A 17,661-nucleotide genomic window follows, 5' to 3' on the forward strand; every position below is an offset into this window, starting at 1 on the left:
ACAGTAGTGTTGGCTGACAGTTTCTTGCATGTCGCTTTTCTGTAATTTGAAATCTATGAGTATAGAAATTAAACGTCTGGTTGCTGAATACGGATTATCGTCATGGTGATAGCCAATTTAGTGGGCTACGTTATCCATTATTGTTAGTAAAACTCTCCTCTAAGTGTACCTCAAAACTCTGGCCAGGTTCATTTACAGCAGCAGTTTATATGAAGAAATAATGTTCAGTATACCATCTGATTTTGATACTCATTCTCATTAAATGAATCGTTATATAAAAAAGGAAATAACGCAAATCGATTTAATAGTGAGAAAACAGAAAAATAACCACCAAATTAATTGATCTTGCGCAATATATACGGGAGATTAACCATAAAGAGTAATTATTTTATTACCAACTATTGAGTATTTATATAACAGACACAGAGGAATTTCTTTTATTAAAACAAATAAGAATAATTATCATCCCGATAGCTCTATTCGGGTTTTAAATGAATATTCTCTACCCACATGCAGGCGCGCCAGTAGATGTTAAGGATATCAGTATGACTGATTTATCGCGGCGTAAATTACTGACGGGTTTTTGGCAGGCAGATAAATCGTCAAACAGCGTTATCCGGCCACCCTGGTCGGTAGCGGAAAGCGATTTTATCGCAGGTTGTACCCGCTGCCATGCGTGTGTCTCTGCCTGTGAAACGGGCGTCTTAATTGCTGGAAGTGGCGGATTCCCCGAAATAGATTTTCAACGTGCTGAATGCAGCTTTTGTCAGCAATGCGTACAGGCTTGTGATGCTGGGGTGTTTTTCTCAACAGAGCTGACCGCCTGGTCGATTAAAGTCAGCATATCAGAGCGCTGTTTGCCGTTGCACAACATTGAATGCCGTAGCTGTCAGGATAGTTGTGAAACCCGAGCGATTCGATTTCGTCCGCGTCTCAATGGCATTGCCCGGCCCGAATTAGACCTTCCTGCTTGTACCGGATGTGGTGCCTGTGTACCCAGTTGCCCGGTTCAGGCAGTAACCCTCACCCGGAGCGACGATGGAAGATAAAGAATGGCATGTCTGTGGATTGGTGTTGCAGGCCAAACCGGCACGAATAGCGGCGCTAATTGACAGCTTGCTGGCGATTCCGGGAACAGAAATACCCACCAGTGATGCCGCTCAGGGCAAATTGGTTGTTGTTATGCAGGCGGCGCGCTCAGACGTGCTCCTGAATTATATTGAGTCAGCACGGAATCTGGATGGTGTGCTGGCTGTATCGCTGGTTTATCACCAGCAGGAAAGCCAAGGTGAGGAAATGCCATGAAACTCAGTCGCCGGGATTTTATGAAAGCCAACGCCGCGGTTGCCGCCGCCGCCGCCGCTGGATTGACCATACCGACGGTCGCTAAGGCGGTCGTGGGTGACAACGCAAATGCAATAAAATGGGACAAAGCGCCTTGCCGATTCTGTGGTACCGGTTGTGGGGTGTTAGTCGGCACACAAAATGGCCGTATCGTGGCATCACAAGGTGATCCCGACTCACCGGTAAACCGTGGTCTGAACTGTATAAAAGGCTATTTCCTGCCAAAAATCATGTACGGCAAAGACCGACTGACTCAGCCACTGCTGCGGATGAAAGACGGCCAGTATGATAAAGAAGGTGACTTTACCCCGATAAGTTGGGAAAAAGCCTTTGATATCATGGAGCTGAAATTCAAAAATGCGCTCAAAGAGAAAGGCCCGACCGCAGTGGGGATGTTTGGCTCCGGCCAGTGGACGGTGTGGGAAGGTTATGCTGCTTCCAAGCTGCTAAAAGCCGGTTTCCGCTCCAACAACCTGGACCCGAATGCCCGTCACTGCATGGCATCCTCTGTAGTGGGTTTTATGCGTACCTTTGGTATGGATGAGCCAATGGGTTGCTACGATGATATTGAAGAAGCAGATGCATTCGTGCTCTGGGGCTCCAATATGGCGGAAATGCACCCGATCTTGTGGTCGCGCATGACCAGCCGCCGCCTGACCGATAACAACGTCAAAATTGCCGTGCTATCGACCTTCGAACACCGCAGTTTTGAGTTGGCAGATAACCCGATCATCTTCACCCCGCAGACTGATCTGGCTATCATGAATTACATCGCTAATTACATTATTCAAAACAATGCCGTTGATCAGGGCTTCCTTGACCGCCATGTGAATTTCCGTCGCGGTGCAACGGATATCGGCTACGGCTTACGGCCAACTCATCCACTGGAAAAAGCAGCCAAGAATCCAGGCAGTGATGCTTCTGAGCCAATGAGCTTTGATGATTTCAAAGCGTTTGTGGCGGAATATACGCTAGAAAAAGTCTCAAAAATGAGTAGCGTGCCGGAAGATCAACTGGAAGCGCTGGCGCAATTGTATGCTGATCCGAAAGTGAAACTGGTCTCCTACTGGACGATGGGCTTTAACCAACATACCCGCGGCGTCTGGGCCAATAACATGTGCTACAACTTGCATCTGTTGACCGGCAAAATCTCAAAACCAGGCTCTGGCCCATTCTCCCTGACCGGCCAGCCTTCGGCTTGCGGTACTGCGCGTGAAGTGGGGACGTTCTCGCACCGCCTACCGGCAGATATGGTGGTAACCAACGAGAAACATCGCCAAATTGCTGAAACCAAATGGCAACTACCGGCTGGCACTATCCCGGATAAAGTCGGTTTACACGCCGTAGCTCAAGACCGGGCGCTGAAAGATGGCACCCTCAACGCCTACTGGGTGATGTGTAACAACAACATGCAGGCTGGCCCGAATATCAACGAAGATCGTATGCCGGGCTGGCGTGATCCGCGTAACTTCATTGTGGTTTCTGACCCGTATCCGACCATTAGTGCGCTGGCTGCCGACCTGATTCTACCGACTGCGATGTGGGTGGAGAAAGAGGGCGCTTACGGTAACGCCGAACGCCGCACCCAATTCTGGCGTCAGCAGGTATCGGCACCGGGTGAGGCAAAATCTGACTTGTGGCAGATAGTTGAGTTCGCTAAACGCTTTAAAGTGGAAGAGGTTTGGCCTGCCGAACTCATCAATAAAAAACCGGAATATCGCGGCAAGACACTGTATGACGTGTTGTTTGCCAACGGTGTGGTAAACAAATATCCGTTGAGTGAAATCCCAGCCGACCAATTGAATGACGAAGCGCGTGATTTCGGCTTCTACCTGCAAAAAGGTCTGTTTGAAGAGTATGCCGATTTTGGTCGCGGTCACGGCCACGACCTGGCACCTTTTGACCGCTACCATCAAGAGCGCGGCCTGCGCTGGCCGGTGGTTAACGGTAAAGAAACGCTCTGGCGTTACCGCGAAGGCTTTGATCCCTTTGTACCGAAAGGCGAAGAGGTGCGTTTTTACGGCAAACCTGATGGTAAAGCCGTGATTTTTGCTCTGCCATACGAACCCGCGGCGGAAAGTCCGGATCAGGAATATGACCTGTGGCTATCAACCGGCCGCGTGCTGGAACACTGGCACACGGGTTCGATGACCCGTCGTGTACCTGAGTTACACCGAGCCTTCCCTGAGGCGGTGTTATTCATTCATCCGCTGGATGCCAAAAAGCGCGGTTTACACCGTGGCGACAAGGTGAAAGTGATATCACGCCGTGGTGAGCTGATTTCTCTGGTGGAAACCCGTGGCCGTAACCGCCCACCAGAAGGGCTGGTGTACATGCCGTTCTTCGATGCGGCGCAGTTAGTCAATAACCTGACTCTTGATGCCACCGATCCACTGTCCAAAGAAACTGACTTTAAGAAATGTGCAGTGAAACTGGAGCGTGTGGTTGCGTAATACGCGTTGTCTGCCCTGCGGGGCGGGCCTCGGCAATCACTTATAACGCTTATCCAGGGATGCTCAGGAAAGACGGTGTACTCAGGAGAACATAATGAATAACTCGATTTTTACATCATTAAACCGCCGGTTTTTGTCAGTCATATCACTGTTGGCAATATTGGTGATAGCTGGCGTGGCAACGGCTGCCAGCAATGTCGATATGGATTTATCTCAATCGCCGGAAGTCTCCGGTACGGCTGAAGGCAAAGTGAAAATGCCGAAACAGCAACAGCGGATGGCGCTGAACTATGTCAATCAACCACCACTGATCCCGCATAGTGTGGATGGTTATCAGATCAGTAAAAACACCAACCGTTGCCTGCAATGCCACGGGGTTGAGCACTATCGTACCACCGGTGCACCGCGTATCAGCCCGACTCACTTTATTGATCGTGATGGCAAAGTCTCCAGCGAAGTGTCTCCGCGCCGCTATTTCTGCCTGCAATGTCATGTGCCACAAACCGATGCAGCCCCGATTGTCGGTAACAGCTTTCAGCCTGCACCCGGCTTTGGCCAATAACCGAAATGAGCGAGATGAGTTATGAGCGAGATTAAAAAGCCCGGTGTTATCAAACGAATATGGCAGTGGTGGCGCAGGCCAAGCCGCCTGGCACTCGGTACTTTACTGCTGATTGGTTTTGTCAGTGGCATCATTTTCTGGGGCGGTTTTAATACCGGCATGGAGATGGCGAATACCGAGAAATTCTGTATCAGTTGTCATGAAATGAAAGACAACGTGTATCAGGAATACATGGGAACCATCCATTACAGCAACCGCAGTGGTGTGAAAGCAACTTGCCCTGATTGTCACGTTCCCCATGAGTGGGGACCAAAGATGCTGCGTAAGATAAAAGCCAGTAAAGAGCTGTATGCCAAGACCTTTGGCCTGATTGATACACCGCAGAAGTTTGAGGCTCACCGCCTGACAATGGCTGAGAATGAGTGGGCGCGGATGAAAGCTAACGGCTCGCAAGAGTGCCGTAACTGCCATAACTTTGACAATATGGATTTCACCGCCCAGAAAACGGTGGCGGCGAAAATGCACAGCAAAGCGATTACTGAAGGGAAAACCTGTATCGATTGCCACAAAGGGATTGCGCATAAGTTGCCAGATATGAAAGAAGTACCTAACGGCTTCTAACAGTAAAACGCCTAATTACACTCTTCTTAAATGCCCCCGTTATCGGGGCATTTTTTTTTACACTTGTTTCTATTGCAAATAAGCAGGGACTGACGTTATCTAAGTGAATAAAATCTCATGGTGTTGTCAGGAGTAAAGAAGGTCTTATGTCAGTCAAAATTGAAAATGTAAAAGAAGAACTGTTATCTGAAAACTGGTTTAAGCTGCGCAAATATACCTATGATTTAAAAACCGAAAGTGGCACTGCGGTACAGCAAATTCGTGAGGTCTATGACCGGGGCAATGGCGCGACTATTCTGCTGTATAACCGTCAGAAGGGAACGGTAGTTCTGATTGACCAATTCCGGATGCCAACTTATGTCAATGGCAATCCCACCGGTATGTTGCTGGAAGCCTGCGCCGGTTTACTGGATAATGATTCGCCGGAAGAGTGCATCCGCCGTGAAGCGATGGAAGAAACTGGCTATCAAATTGATAAAGTACAGAAGCTGTTTGAGGCTTATATGTCGCCGGGTGGCGTCACTGAAATAATCTATTTCTTCGCCGCTGAATATCATTCTGACCAAAAAGTCACCGATAACGTTGGGGTGGAAGATGAGGTAATTAACGTCGTCGAGCTGCTATTTAGCGAAGCCATTGCCATGATGGCCGATGGCCATATTAAAGATGGTAAAACGATTATGCTGTTGCAGTATGCTCAGATTCATAATTGGTTCCAATAAATACCTTCCTCACCTGATACTGCCGCGTTGCTTGCGGCACTTATTTCCCCTGATTGTTGATGATTCCCTCTGATTGATAAGTAAATTCTTCATTTGATGCAAAAATGTTATGCAGAGTATGGCCTGCTTCATAGATTGTGATAAATGACTCACTATACTGTTTCTCTACCGCCTCAAAGCATAAAAGCAAGGGAACCTACAATGGACGAACAATTGAAACAGAGTGCGCTTGATTTTCACCAATTTCCTACGCCAGGGAAGATTCAGGTATCGCCGACCAAACCGCTAGCCACCCAACGGGATTTGGCGCTGGCATACTCCCCCGGTGTTGCTGCGCCGTGTTTGGAAATTGCCGCAGATCCGTTGGCGGCCTACAAATACACGGCGCGCGGTAATCTGGTTGCGGTAATTTCCAATGGCACCGCAGTGCTGGGCTTGGGTAACATCGGCGCATTGGCCGGTAAGCCGGTGATGGAAGGCAAGGGGGTGCTGTTCAAGAAATTCTCAGGTATTGATGTCTTTGACCTTGAAATTGATGAACTTAATCCGGACAAACTGATTGATATTATCGCCTCGCTGGAGCCGACATTTGGCGGTATCAATCTGGAAGATATCAAAGCGCCAGAGTGTTTTTATATCGAGCAGAAATTGCGTGAGCGTATGAAGATCCCGGTGTTCCATGATGATCAGCACGGAACTGCGATTATCTGTACCGCCGCTGTGCTCAATGGCCTGCGCGTTGTGAATAAACAGATAAGCGATGTGAAATTGGTGGTATCTGGCGCAGGAGCGGCATCGATCGCCTGTTTAAATCTGTTGGTGGCGTTGGGATTAAAGCAGCACAACATAACGGTATGTGATTCCAAAGGTGTGATTTATAAAGGCCGTGAGGCCAACATGGAAGGAACCAAAGCTGCCTATGCCATCGAAGATAACGGTCAGCGCACTTTGGGCGATGCCATCCCCAATGCGGATATCTTCCTCGGCTGCTCCGGCCCCGGTGTGCTTACGCAAGATATGGTGAAAACAATGGCACCCAGCCCGTTGATTTTGGCGCTGGCGAATCCTGAACCTGAAATCTTGCCGCCACTGGCCAAAGCGGTGCGCCCTGATGCCATTATCTGTACCGGTCGTTCGGATTATCCGAATCAGGTCAACAACGTGCTGTGCTTTCCGTTCATCTTCCGTGGGGCACTGGACGTCGGTGCGACTACGATTAACGAAGAGATGAAACTGGCTTGTGTTCATGCCATTGCCGATTTGGCGTTGGCGGAACAGAACGATGTGGTTGCTTCTGCTTATGGGGAACAGGATCTCTCGTTTGGCCCTGAATATATTATTCCTAAACCATTCGATCCACGCTTGATTGTGAAAATCGCGCCGGCAGTAGCGAAAGCGGCGATGGACTCCGGTGTGGCAACCCGGCCAATCACTGATTTCAATGCTTATGTCGAAAAATTGTCTGAATTTGTCTACAAAACCAACCTGTTTATGAAGCCTATCTTCTCGCAGGCGAAAAAAGAGATGAAGCGGGTAGTTTTGGCGGAAGGGGAAGAGGAGCGGGTGCTGCACGCTACTCAGGAGCTGGTTTCGCAAGGGCTGGCCTATCCTATTCTGATTGGTCGCCCGAGTGTGATTGAGACTCGCTTGAAGAAGTTGGGCCTACAAATTACGGCGGGCAAAGATTTCGAGGTGGTCAACAACGAGTCAGATCCTCGTTTTAACGAGTATTGGCACGAATATTATCAAATCATGAAGCGCCGTGGTGTTTCGCAAGAACAAGCCCGCCGTGCGGTAATTGGCAATACGACGCTGATTGGCTCCATTATGGTACATCGAGGTGAAGCTGACGCAATGATTTGCGGCACCATTGGCACCTATCATGAGCATTATGATGTGGTAGAGAAAGTCTTTGGTTTCCGTGAGGGAGCGCATGTGGCGGGGGCGATGAATGCGCTGTTGTTGCCAACCGGTAACACCTTTATCGCTGATACTTACGTCAATGACGATCCAACACCGGAACAACTGGCCGAGATTACCTTGATGGCAGCGCAAACGGTGCGCCGTTTTGGTATTGAGCCAAAAGTGGCGCTGTTATCTCACTCGAGTTTTGGCACTTCAAACTGCCCAGCTGCGCGTAAAATGCGCCGCACTCTGGAGTTGGTTAATCAGATGGCACCAGAGTTGGAGATTGACGGTGAGATGCACGGTGATGCGGCGCTGGTAGAAAGCATTCGCCACAACCTGATGCCGGATAGCCCGTTGAAAGGTGCGGCTAACGTACTGATTATGCCAAATATGGAAGCGGCTCGTATCAGCTATAACCTGCTTCGCGTAACGTCATCGGAAGGGGTAACGGTGGGGCCGGTGCTAATGGGTGTGGCGAAACCGGTGCATATCCTGACACCGATTGCGTCGGTACGCCGCATCGTGAATATGGTGGCATTAGCGGTAGTTGAAGCACAAACCGAACCGCTATAAATACTCTTCGCTCTTAGCATTGCAGCGTTATTAGCGGCTTTTGTTCACCCGAGTCACTTATCTGTGTAAGTTCAGCGGGATTCGCTCAATTGCTGCCTGGCTGCAATACCAATGGCTTTGAGTATTCAATGGCTCACTTCAACCTGCTGCGGCGGGTTTAGACCTTTAACAATGTTGATAAGCGGGGAAATGTGCCGGATGGGTCGTAGCGGCGTGCGCCGCCGGTGCGCCCATCGGTGCCGTCGCCCCGCCAATCTCAGTGTGAAAAATGGGTTTGTCAGTAACTCAACCCGCTGCGCGGTTTTTTGCTTATCGGCTTCTTGCCGCTTGCTGTAACCATTTATCCAGCTCGTTGGCGAATTGCTGGCGGTCACGCTGATTTAAGGTATTAGGGCCACCGGTCTGAATACCGCTGGCGCGCATGGTATCCATAAAATCTCGCATATTTAACCGCTCGCGGATGGTATCTGGTGTATAGCGCTCGCCGCGAGGATTTAGCGCGATACCGCCTTTTTCAATTACCTCTGCCGCCAGGGGGATGTCTGCGGTGATAACCAGATCATTCTTTTCTACCCGTTGCACAATTTCGTTATCGGCAACATCAAAACCGGACGCCACCTGCAAGGTGCGGATAAACGTTGACGGCGGCGTTTTCAACGGCTGGTTGGCGACTAAAGTGACCATCACACCAGTACGGTCGGCGGCGCGAAATAACACCTCTTTGATGACATTCGGACAGGCGTCCGCATCAACCCAAATTTGCATCAGTGCTGCTCCTCTGCGGTCAGCCACTCTTTTACCGGCAAAAAGTCGCGATACAACACCGCTTCTGCACTATCCGCTGCCGGCTGATAGTTATATTCCCAGCGTACCAGTGGCGGCAGTGACATCAAAATAGATTCCGTGCGCCCCCCAGTTTGCAAGCCAAACAGAGTGCCGCGATCCCACACCAGATTAAATTCAACGTAGCGGCCACGGCGATAAAGCTGGAATTGACGCTCCCGTTCACCCCAGCTCAGTGCTTTGCGCCTCGCAACAATCGGCATATAAGCAGCAAGAAAACCGTCGCCAACCGCCTGAGTAAAGTTAAAACAGGTGTCAAAATCAGGGCTGTTCAAGTCATCATAAAACAGGCCGCCAATTCCACGCGCCTCATCACGGTGCTTGATATAGAAGTAATCGTCACACCATTTTTTATAACGCGGATAGACTTCGTCCCCAAAGGGCTGACACAACTGATAAGCGGTCTGGTGCCAGTGAATGGCATCTTCTTCAAAGCCGTAGTAGGGGGTTAAATCAAAACCACCCCCGAACCACCACACCGGATCTTCACCGGCTTTCTCAGCAATAAAGAAACGCACATTGGCATGGCTGGTGGGCAGATAAGGGCTAAGTGGATGAATTACCAGCGACACCCCTAACGCCTGGAAACTGCGGCCAGCCAGTTCAGGGCGATGCGCTGTCGCTGATGCCGGTAGTGCGGCACCAGACACATGAGAGAAGTTAACGCCCGCCTGCTCAAATACCGCCCCGTTGACCAAGACCCGGCTGCGGCCACCGCCACCTTCTTCGCGAGTCCAGCTCTCTTCTGTGAACGCCGCATGGCCATCGGCTTGTGCCAGCGCAGCACAGATTTTATCCTGCAAAGCCAGCAGGTAGGTTTTGATTTGGGTGATATCGGGTGAATTCATCAGAAAGGTTCTATAAGTCTGCAAATTTTTAAGAGCCAAGTATACCCCGATTTGCCGTCATTGTTGTACTCTCCGTGTGGATTAGCGCGTAATGTGCAAAAGGATTGACGAGATTTATCTGGTTTTTATCAAATGTCATTACCCACTATCACTCTGGAAAATATCACTTTAATATTGCGTGATATAATATTGCCACGATAATCAGAATATCCCTTAACTCAACGGTACGAACACATGGAAATCCGCGTATTTAAGCAAGACGATTTTGAAGAAGTGATTTCGCTATGGGAGCATTGTGACTTGCAGCGGCCTTGGAATGATCCAGAGATGGATATTGAGCGTAAGTTGAATCACGATCCGGAGTTGTTTTTAGTCGCTGAGGTGAATGGCGCAATTGTTGGCTCAATTATGGGTGGCTACGATGGGCACCGTGGGTCAGCTTATTATCTGGGTGTTCACCCTGACTATCGTGGTTGTGGCTTTGCCAATGCGCTGATCAGCCGCCTTGAGAAGAAACTCATCGCCCGTGGCTGCCCGAAGCTCAATATCATGGTGCGCGAAGACAATGACGCGGTAATTGGTATGTATGAAAAGCTGGATTACGAAACGCAAGACAGCATCATGCTGGGCAAACGGTTGATTGTCGATCAGGGGTATTGAGGGTTGGTTAAAGTAACCCATTGAGTTGATACTTTTTCAGCCACCCCATTTGCAGTAAATTGCGGCTAAATAATCCGCCAATAACCCTACCCTCATAAACCCATCAAGGTTATAGAGGATAGGGTAACGATTAATTACTTAATCTTGGTGATGCTTTTTACATCAACTTCTACCGAGTTCCAGTCTTTATCCACTTTCCCTTCGATTTGTACTTTATCTTGTGGAGTGATGGTTTGACCGTTCCAGTATTTACTATCAATATCAACGGTAATAGTACCGGTGCCATCGCGGAAAGTATAAGTATCATGGCCTAAACGCTCGACGATATTACCTTGCAGAGTAACACGAGTGTCGTCGCGCATGGTTTTGACTTTTTCTACCGTGGTATTGGTCGCACTTGGGCCTGAGAAGCCACCCTGAGTTGCCGGTTGAGTTTGTGTCGTCGCCGGGCCATCAAAGCCCCCTTGCGCAGGATTGGTTGCACTTTGTGCCAGGAAAGGTGTGCTGCATAGCATAACCAAGGTTGCAGCTAAGGTTAATTTCTTCATTTTATTGCTCCTTCAATGAATGAATCATTACGTTTGGAAGCAGAGACCATACATGCCTCTCTGGTAGCCAATAGTAGACCAAGTTTGTCTTAAGGCATTCTCAAATATTGTGGCCCAGTGATTAAATGGGGGCTAACATATATTTTATCAATCGTTACGGTGGTTTTTACGCGTTGCAAGTGTAGGGTAAGTCCCTCGTTGACCGATCATGATAATTAAAAACCGCACGGTTATGGCACTTTCTTCGTTGTGTGGACTCCAACCACTGGTTATCATTTTTAAACTGCACATGTAGCTGTCTCTGCATTTTACACCATGCAGAAAAGCTCATCGGATGTGGTTTTTTTAAGGAGCTTTAGATGAATACTCGCCCACGGTTGTCTGGGGTGCGTTTGGTACTACTGAGTACCCCTTTGTTGTTGGCCGGGTGTTCAACAATGTCAGGTTTTTCCTGGTCCAGCCTGTCGCCGCTCAATTGGTTTAGCAGCAGTATGCAGGTGACGGAGCAAGGCGTAGGTGGCATTACCGCCAATACCCCGTTGATTGAGAACGATATCAAAGCAGGGCTGAAAGGTGATTATCGGCTGCGTAGTGGCATGGCTACCAATGACGGTCAACTGGTTTCCTTCTATCAGGCGATGAAAGAGGACCAAATCAAGCTGGTTATCTCCGGACAGCCCAAAGGCACAGTAGAGCGTATTGATGTCATGGATAAGACAATTCCCAGCCAGTGGGGTGTCACAATTGGTACACCATTTAGTGAACTCTATAAAAAAGCATTCGGTTCATGCCATAAAGGGAGCGGTGATGATGCCGCTCAAATCGAGTGTGCGGCACCTGACAGTAAGCATGTCAGCTATTTATTTGATGGTAACTGGCATGGGCCAGAGGGCTTAATGCCATCTGATGACACTTTGCAAAGTTGGAAAGTGAGCAAGATTATTTGGCGCGCCAAAAGCGAATAAATCGTATTCTCTGATTCTTATTTCTATATTAAGGCACGGCCACTGATTTGGGTGCCTTAATATAAATCCCACCGTTGGTATCGCACGCTCTGCCTAATTTTATTTTGCGCTTACGCAAGGTAATCCTAATCGTTTCAGCTATTATATCCCGCATAATTAACACCGGTTTTTAGCGAGGAAATAAACATGACTCAGGTTCAGAGTGGCATCCTGCTGGAACATTGTCGTTTCGCCATTTTTATGGAAGCAAAAGTGAAGGGCGATTTAGATGCCATTCGTCAGGGGAGCAAAAAATTCTGTCAATCATTACAAGAATTACAACAGAAATTCCCTAATGAGCATTTAGGGGCGGTGATCGCTTTTGGCTCAGATATTTGGCATGACTTATCCTGCGGCCAAGGTGCGAGTGAGTTAAAACCCTTTGCTCCATTGGGTAAAGGATTGGCACCTGCAACTCAACGTGACTTGTTGATTCATATCCAATCATTGCGTCAGGATATTAATTTTACGTTAGCGCAGGCCGCTGTTGCAGCGTTTGACGATGCAATTACCGTTGAAGAAGAGACACATGGCTTCCGTTGGGTTGAAGAGCGTGATTTTACCGGGTTTATTGATGGAACCGAAAACCCACAAGGGGAGAGCCGGCCGGACGTGGCAGTCATCGCTGATGGCAAAGAAGATGCCGGTGGTAGTTATGTGCTGGTTCAGCGTTATGAACATAATCTGAAGGGCTGGCAGCGCATATCTGAACATGAACAAGAGAAAATTGTGGGGCGTACCAAGCATGACAGCCAAGAGTTGCCTGCCGATCAGCGCCCGGTCACTTCACATGTCAGCCGAGTAGACCTCAAAGAGAATGGTAAAGGCTTAAAAATCCTGCGCCAAAGTTTGCCTTACGGTACTGCCAGCGGTAAACACGGTTTATATTTCATTGCCTATTGTGCGCGCTTACATAATATCGAGCAGCAGTTGTTGAGTATGTTTGGTGAGCTAGATAACAAGTACGATGCTTTATTGCGTTTTAGCAAACCGGTGACTGGCAGTTATTACTTCGCGCCATCGCTGACTAAATTATTATCGCTATAATAACGAAAGGCCGGATATCCGGCCTATTTTGGGAGCCAATCTAAATAGCGACTGCATCGCGTATTTTATTAAGTACCACTTGTTTTTGCTCTTTGGTTCGCGCTCGTAGTGGCTGACGTGGGTTGCCGGCATCAATACCATGCAGTTGCATCGCCGGGTTATTATCAAAACTTCCGAGCGGCTATTTTGATACTGTTCAGCGTGCGGCGGAGTTGGGTTTTACCTACAATGTGGGGGCTTTGGCACCGATTTTAGGGGCATCCATTGCGCAATATCTTAGCCTTGGTACCGCGCTGGGTTCGCCCATCGGGTCGATGCCATCGACGGCAAGCCATTCTTGGTGCTATCGGCCCGGTACGTGCCAGCGTTGTTACACAGAAATAATATTTTTAGCTAAAAACGCTTTTTATTGCTCGGTGCTGTTTAGCCGGGCTTTTTAATGGGTAAAAAAGAGTGGCTGGCGACCAGCGTTGTTGCTGGCTTAGAGCATTTGATACTTGAACATCACTAAACGGTATATAAAAGCGTTATAGGTATGCGCCTAGTTATAAATACACTGAGCATATTAAAGGCACAGCATTTTGAATGAATGTGAACGCGGTGACTCAGTGAATAAGGTGCAGAATGAAACAGATTTTCACACAGAAAAATAGATGGCCCGTTGTTGCCTTATTTAGTACGTTAATTTTTGGCAGCGCAACGGCGGCTGCCACTGAGTTGCTCAACAGCTCTTATGATGTTTCGCGCGAGTTATTCACCGCGCTCAACCCCGGCTTCCAGCAGCAGTGGGAACAACAGAATCCCGGCGACAAACTGACTATCAAACAATCTCATGCCGGTTCTTCCAAACAGGCATTGGCCATTTTGCAAGGGCTGAAAGCGGATGTGGTGACCTATAACCAGGTCACCGATGTGCAAATCTTGCATGACCGCGGCAATCTTATTCCGGCTGATTGGCAGGCGCGTTTACCCAACAACAGCTCACCGTTCTACTCCACGATGGCGTTTCTGGTACGTAAGGGCAATCCCAAGAATATCCACAACTGGGATGATTTGGTGCGTGAAGACGTCAAACTGGTATTCCCGAATCCAAAAACCTCTGGTAATGGCCGTTATACCTATCTGGCCGCTTGGGGAGCCACCGAGCAAGCTAATGGCAAAGACGAGGCCAAAACCCGTGATTGGATGAAGCGCTTCCTGAAAAACGTGGTGGTTTTTGACACCGGCGGGCGTGGTGCTACCACCACTTTTGTTGAGCGTGGCTTGGGTGATGTGCTGATCAGTTTTGAATCTGAAGTCAACAATATCCGCAAAGAGTATGGCAGCGACAAGTATGAAGTCATTGTCCCGCCAGTGGATATTCTGGCGGAGTTCCCTGTGGCCTGGGTGGATAAAAACGTCGAGAAGAATGGCAGTAAAAAAGCCGCCAAAGCTTATCTCACTTATCTCTACAGCCCACCGGCACAGCAGGTCATTACCCGCTTCAACTACCGTGTTTACGATAAAGCAGTGATGGCAGCAGCCAAATCCCAATTCCCTGATACCAAACTGTTCCGCGTTGAAGATCAATTTGGTCGCTGGCCACAGGTGATGAGCACCCACTTCACCACCGGCGGCGTGCTGGATAAATTGTTAGCGCAAGGGCATCAGTAATGTTGTCGGCATCCAGTAAACGGGTTCTGCCCGGATTTACCCTCAGTCTGGGGAGCAGCCTGCTTTACACCTGCCTGATCTTGTTATTGCCGCTCAGCGCGTTAGTGATGCAAGTGGCCCAGATGAGCTGGGCACAGTACTGGGAGGTAATCACTAACCCTCAGGTGGTTGCCGCTTATAAAGTCACTTTATTGGCCGCGGGTGTAGCGAGTGTCTTCAATGCAGTATTTGGCATGTTGATGGCGTGGATTTTGACGCGCTATCAGTTCCCCGGGCGCAGTTTGCTGGATGGTTTGATGGATTTACCGTTCGCCTTGCCCACTGCGGTAGCGGGCCTGACGCTCGCCACTCTGTTCTCGACCACTGGCTGGTACGGTGCCTGGTTAAACGAGTGGTTCGGCATCAAAGTCTCCTTTACCTGGTTAGGGATTGCGGTGGCGATGGCCTTTACCAGCCTGCCGTTTGTAGTGCGCACCGTACAACCGGTGTTGGAAGAACTGGGGCCGGAATATGAAGAAGCGGCGGAAACTCTGGGTGCCAGCCGCTGGCAGAGCTTCCGATTAGTGGTGTTGCCAGAACTGGCACCGGCCTTGTTAGCTGGCACGGCATTATCCTTTACCCGCAGCTTGGGTGAGTTCGGCGCGGTTATCTTTATCGCCGGTAACCTCGCCTGGAAGACGGAAGTCACCTCGCTGATGATTTTCATCCGCTTACAAGAATTTGATTACCCGGCCGCCAGCGCCATTGCCTCGGTTATTTTGGCGGTTTCACTGGTGTTGTTGTTCGGTATTAACACGTTACAAAGTCGCTTTGGTCGGCGGATAGGTGGGCACTGATGGCGGATATCACAGAATTTAACGGTGTAGCTCGCCCGCCTGTCAATTGGGGTAAATGGACGCTGATCGCCATCGGCGCGGTGTTCTCGGTGCTATTGCTGGTGATCCCGATGGTGTGGATCTTTATCACTGCTTTTTCCAAAGGGATGGCGGTGGTCGGGCAGAACTTACTCGATCCGGATATGCTGCATGCTATTTGGCTGACGGTGTTGGTGGCACTGATTACCGTGCCGGTCAATTTGGTATTCGGTGTAGTGCTGGCCTGGCTGGTGACGCGCTTTGTCTTCCCCGGCCGCCAGCTATTAATGACGTTAATTGATATTCCGTTTGCCGTTTCACCGGTGGTTGCCGGCCTGATGTATCTGCTATTTTATGGCTCGAATGGTGTGGCAGGTAGCTGGTTGGATTCTCACGATATTCAACTGATGTTCTCCTGGCCCGGTATGGTGCTGGTGACCATCTTTGTCACCTGCCCATTTGTGGTACGTGAACTGGTGCCGGTGATGATGAGTCAGGGCAGTCAGGAAGATGAGGCTGCGGTGCTGTTAGGAGCCTCAGGCTGGCAGATGTTTCGCCGCGTGACACTGCCCAATATTCGCTGGGCATTGCTGTATGGCGTGGTGTTGACCAACGCCCGCGCTATTGGTGAGTTCGGTGCAGTCTCAGTGGTATCCGGTTCTATTCGTGGCGAGACTTACACCTTGCCGCTGCAAGTTGAGTTGTTGCATCAGGATTACAACACCGCCGGGGCATTTACCGCCGCCGCGCTGTTGACCTTGATGGCAATCGTGACCCTTTTTCTGAAAAGCGGCCTGCAATGGCGTCTTGCGCGTCAGGTTGTACGTCTCGAACAGGAGCAAAAGCATGAGCATTGAGATTGATAATATCAGCAAGTATTTTGGTCGCACCAAAGTACTGAACAACATCTCGCTTGATATTCCGTCTGGTCAGATGGTGGCACTGCTTGGCCCTTCTGGTTCAGGAAAAACCACCTTATTGCGCATTATTGCCGGGCTGGAAAACCAGAACGCCGGGCGTTTAAGTTTCCACGGCACTGATGTCAGCCGCCTCCATGCCCGCGATCGACGTGTCGGGTTTGTGTTCCAGCATTACGCCTTGTTCCGCCATATGACGGTGTTCGATAATATCGCGTTTGGCCTGACTGTATTGCCGCGCCGTGAGCGGCCAAATGCGGCGGCGATTAAGCAGAAAGTGGCGCAGTTGCTAGAGATGGTGCAATTAGGCCATCTGGCTAACCGCTATCCATCACAACTTTCTGGCGGGCAGAAGCAACGTGTTGCGCTGGCGCGTGCGCTGGCCGTTGAACCACAAATTCTGTTATTGGATGAACCCTTTGGTGCATTGGATGCGCAAGTGCGTAAAGAGCTGCGACGTTGGCTACGTCAGTTACACGAAGAATTGAAATTTACCAGTGTCTTTGTCACCCATGATCAGGAAGAAGCGATGGAAGTGGCTGATCGCGTGGTGGTGATGAGTCAGGGCAATATCGAACAAGTTGGCACGCCAGATGAAGTGTGGCGCGACCCGGCGACCCGTTTCGTACTGGAGTTCCTCGGTGAAGTTAACCGTTTGAGTGGTGAGATTCGCGGTTCACAGTTATTTATCGGCGCGCACCATTGGCCGTTAGATTTAGCTCCGATGCACCAGGGCTGCGTTGATCTCTTCCTGCGACCGTGGGAGATGGAAGTCAATACTCAATCCAGCTCGCGCTGCCCGCTGCCGGTTCAGGTGCTTGAAGTCAGCCCGCGTGGTCACTTCTGGCAACTGACGGTACAACCTATTGGGTGGCATCAGGATCCGATCAGCGTGGTGTTGCCGGAAGGCAACATTGATGCACCGGTGCGCGGTAATCGCTATTACGTCGGCGGGCTAAACGCACGCTTATATTCTGGCGATCAATTATTGCAACCCATTGCTTTAGCCCAAAGCGCCTGATAAATTTTTCTTCTTTTTGTAAACACAGAATCATACCCAACGTCATTGGAGTGGCAGCAAGGCGGCTAACGAGCGAATCTCGA

The 17,661-nt window shown here is 49.6% G+C and carries 17 protein-coding genes and 2 pseudogenes; 15 read left to right on the top strand and 4 right to left on the bottom strand.

Annotated features, from left to right (window positions below; all coding sequences use genetic code 11):
* Positions 1-545 precede the first annotated feature (545 nt).
* The 7 genes from napF to maeB all read left to right on the top strand — a co-directional run bounded on the left by napF (position 546) and on the right by maeB (position 8,183).
* Entirely contained in the window at positions 546-1,049 is a 504-nt protein-coding gene (gene napF, locus AT01_RS17830) for a ferredoxin-type protein NapF (RefSeq protein WP_042548101.1), read from the top strand.
* On the top strand, positions 1,039-1,305 hold the full coding sequence (napD, locus tag AT01_RS17835; protein ID WP_042548102.1) for a chaperone NapD: 267 nt from the start codon (positions 1,039-1,041) through the stop codon (positions 1,303-1,305). Before napF ends, napD begins: the two co-directional genes overlap by 11 nt.
* Entirely contained in the window at positions 1,302-3,797 is a 2,496-nt protein-coding gene (gene napA / locus AT01_RS17840; protein WP_042548103.1) for a nitrate reductase catalytic subunit NapA, read from the top strand. Before napD ends, napA begins: the two co-directional genes overlap by 4 nt.
* Positions 3,798-3,891: 94 nt before the next feature.
* Positions 3,892-4,359 carry a nitrate reductase cytochrome c-type subunit gene (gene napB, locus AT01_RS17845; RefSeq protein WP_042548104.1) on the top strand — a complete coding sequence of 156 codons (468 nt, stop codon included), beginning with the start codon at positions 3,892-3,894 and terminating at the stop codon, positions 4,357-4,359.
* Between the two features lie 21 nt (positions 4,360-4,380).
* Complete coding sequence (gene napC / locus AT01_RS17850; RefSeq protein WP_004703698.1) at positions 4,381-4,980, top strand: cytochrome c-type protein NapC; 600 nt, start codon at positions 4,381-4,383, stop codon at positions 4,978-4,980.
* A 146-nt stretch (positions 4,981-5,126) separates the two neighbouring features.
* Entirely contained in the window at positions 5,127-5,702 is a 576-nt protein-coding gene (nudK, locus tag AT01_RS17855; protein ID WP_042548105.1) for a GDP-mannose pyrophosphatase NudK, read from the top strand.
* A 201-nt stretch (positions 5,703-5,903) separates the two neighbouring features.
* On the top strand, positions 5,904-8,183 hold the full coding sequence (maeB, locus tag AT01_RS17860; RefSeq protein ID WP_004703702.1) for an NADP-dependent oxaloacetate-decarboxylating malate dehydrogenase: 2,280 nt from the start codon (positions 5,904-5,906) through the stop codon (positions 8,181-8,183).
* A gap of 309 nt (positions 8,184-8,492) precedes the next feature.
* Here the strand turns inward: maeB and AT01_RS17865 are convergent, their stop codons facing one another.
* A complete protein-coding gene (locus tag AT01_RS17865) occupies positions 8,493-8,948 on the bottom strand; it encodes a YaiI/YqxD family protein (protein WP_042548106.1) in 456 nt (151 codons plus the stop codon).
* Entirely contained in the window at positions 8,948-9,874 is a 927-nt protein-coding gene (gene hemF / locus AT01_RS17870; protein ID WP_042548107.1) for an oxygen-dependent coproporphyrinogen oxidase, read from the bottom strand. The genes AT01_RS17865 and hemF overlap by 1 nt, the downstream gene beginning before the upstream one ends.
* 234 nt (positions 9,875-10,108) lie before the next feature.
* Between hemF and AT01_RS17875 the strand changes: the two genes are divergently transcribed.
* Positions 10,109-10,534: a GNAT family acetyltransferase gene (locus AT01_RS17875; protein ID WP_004703706.1), complete on the top strand. Its 426-nt coding sequence runs from the start codon at positions 10,109-10,111 to the stop codon at positions 10,532-10,534.
* A 134-nt stretch (positions 10,535-10,668) separates the two neighbouring features.
* On the opposite strand, the gene AT01_RS17880 is transcribed toward AT01_RS17875, so the two are convergent.
* Positions 10,669-11,082 (bottom strand): YgiW/YdeI family stress tolerance OB fold protein, encoded by a 414-nt coding sequence (locus AT01_RS17880; RefSeq protein ID WP_042548108.1) that lies wholly within the window; start codon positions 11,080-11,082, stop codon positions 10,669-10,671.
* Between the two features lie 359 nt (positions 11,083-11,441).
* Here AT01_RS17880 and AT01_RS17885 point away from each other — a divergent pair, with 359 nt between their 5' ends.
* Together AT01_RS17885 and AT01_RS17890 are read left to right on the top strand one after the other, a co-directional pair.
* A complete protein-coding gene (locus AT01_RS17885) occupies positions 11,442-12,047 on the top strand; it encodes an RpoE-regulated lipoprotein (protein WP_042548109.1) in 606 nt (201 codons plus the stop codon).
* A gap of 186 nt (positions 12,048-12,233) precedes the next feature.
* Positions 12,234-13,133, top strand: a complete 900-nt coding sequence (locus AT01_RS17890) for a Dyp-type peroxidase (protein ID WP_042548110.1) — start codon at positions 12,234-12,236, stop codon at positions 13,131-13,133.
* Positions 13,134-13,173: 40 nt separating this feature from the next.
* Here the strand turns inward: AT01_RS17890 and AT01_RS21865 are convergent.
* Positions 13,174-13,287: pseudogene (locus AT01_RS21865) on the bottom strand (N-acetylneuraminate lyase); the annotation flags it as partial.
* On the opposite strand from AT01_RS21865, the pseudogene AT01_RS21440 reads away from it, so the two are divergent.
* The 5 genes and pseudogenes from AT01_RS21440 to cysA all read left to right on the top strand — a co-directional run.
* A pseudogene (locus AT01_RS21440) lies at positions 13,283-13,435 on the top strand (MFS transporter); the annotation flags it as partial. The pseudogenes AT01_RS21865 and AT01_RS21440 overlap by 5 nt on opposite strands.
* A gap of 322 nt (positions 13,436-13,757) precedes the next feature.
* Complete coding sequence (locus tag AT01_RS17895) at positions 13,758-14,786, top strand: sulfate ABC transporter substrate-binding protein (protein WP_042548111.1); 1,029 nt, start codon at positions 13,758-13,760, stop codon at positions 14,784-14,786.
* Positions 14,786-15,622, top strand: a complete 837-nt coding sequence (gene cysT / locus AT01_RS17900; protein WP_042548112.1) for a sulfate/thiosulfate ABC transporter permease CysT — start codon at positions 14,786-14,788, stop codon at positions 15,620-15,622. The genes AT01_RS17895 and cysT overlap by 1 nt, the downstream gene beginning before the upstream one ends.
* Positions 15,622-16,497 (top strand): sulfate/thiosulfate ABC transporter permease CysW, encoded by an 876-nt coding sequence (gene cysW / locus AT01_RS17905; protein ID WP_042548113.1) that lies wholly within the window; start codon positions 15,622-15,624, stop codon positions 16,495-16,497. Before cysT ends, cysW begins: the two co-directional genes overlap by 1 nt.
* The gene (gene cysA / locus AT01_RS17910; RefSeq protein ID WP_042548114.1) at positions 16,487-17,578 is read left to right on the top strand and encodes a sulfate/thiosulfate ABC transporter ATP-binding protein CysA; all 1,092 of its coding nucleotides are present in this window, start codon (positions 16,487-16,489) and stop codon (positions 17,576-17,578) included. Before cysW ends, cysA begins: the two co-directional genes overlap by 11 nt.
* Positions 17,579-17,661 lie beyond the last annotated feature (83 nt).

It is taken from the genome of Yersinia aldovae 670-83, from assembly GCF_000834395.1.
In the GTDB taxonomy this organism is placed as follows: domain Bacteria; phylum Pseudomonadota; class Gammaproteobacteria; order Enterobacterales; family Enterobacteriaceae; genus Yersinia; species Yersinia aldovae.

Coding starts and splice junctions, on each gene's coding strand:
- napF (WP_042548101.1), top strand. CDS start 546: ATGACTGATTTATCGCGGCGTAAATTACTGACGGGTTTTTGGCAGGCA.
- napD (WP_042548102.1), top strand. CDS start 1,039: ATGGAAGATAAAGAATGGCATGTCTGTGGATTGGTGTTGCAGGCCAAA.
- napA (WP_042548103.1), top strand. CDS start 1,302: ATGAAACTCAGTCGCCGGGATTTTATGAAAGCCAACGCCGCGGTTGCC.
- napB (WP_042548104.1), top strand. CDS start 3,892: ATGAATAACTCGATTTTTACATCATTAAACCGCCGGTTTTTGTCAGTC.
- napC (WP_004703698.1), top strand. CDS start 4,381: ATGAGCGAGATTAAAAAGCCCGGTGTTATCAAACGAATATGGCAGTGG.
- nudK (WP_042548105.1), top strand. CDS start 5,127: ATGTCAGTCAAAATTGAAAATGTAAAAGAAGAACTGTTATCTGAAAAC.
- maeB (WP_004703702.1), top strand. CDS start 5,904: ATGGACGAACAATTGAAACAGAGTGCGCTTGATTTTCACCAATTTCCT.
- AT01_RS17865 (WP_042548106.1), bottom strand. CDS start 8,948: ATGCAAATTTGGGTTGATGCGGACGCCTGTCCGAATGTCATCAAAGAG.
- hemF (WP_042548107.1), bottom strand. CDS start 9,874: ATGAATTCACCCGATATCACCCAAATCAAAACCTACCTGCTGGCTTTG.
- AT01_RS17875 (WP_004703706.1), top strand. CDS start 10,109: ATGGAAATCCGCGTATTTAAGCAAGACGATTTTGAAGAAGTGATTTCG.
- AT01_RS17880 (WP_042548108.1), bottom strand. CDS start 11,082: ATGAAGAAATTAACCTTAGCTGCAACCTTGGTTATGCTATGCAGCACA.
- AT01_RS17885 (WP_042548109.1), top strand. CDS start 11,442: ATGAATACTCGCCCACGGTTGTCTGGGGTGCGTTTGGTACTACTGAGT.
- AT01_RS17890 (WP_042548110.1), top strand. CDS start 12,234: ATGACTCAGGTTCAGAGTGGCATCCTGCTGGAACATTGTCGTTTCGCC.
- AT01_RS17895 (WP_042548111.1), top strand. CDS start 13,758: ATGAAACAGATTTTCACACAGAAAAATAGATGGCCCGTTGTTGCCTTA.
- cysT (WP_042548112.1), top strand. CDS start 14,786: ATGTTGTCGGCATCCAGTAAACGGGTTCTGCCCGGATTTACCCTCAGT.
- cysW (WP_042548113.1), top strand. CDS start 15,622: ATGGCGGATATCACAGAATTTAACGGTGTAGCTCGCCCGCCTGTCAAT.
- cysA (WP_042548114.1), top strand. CDS start 16,487: ATGAGCATTGAGATTGATAATATCAGCAAGTATTTTGGTCGCACCAAA.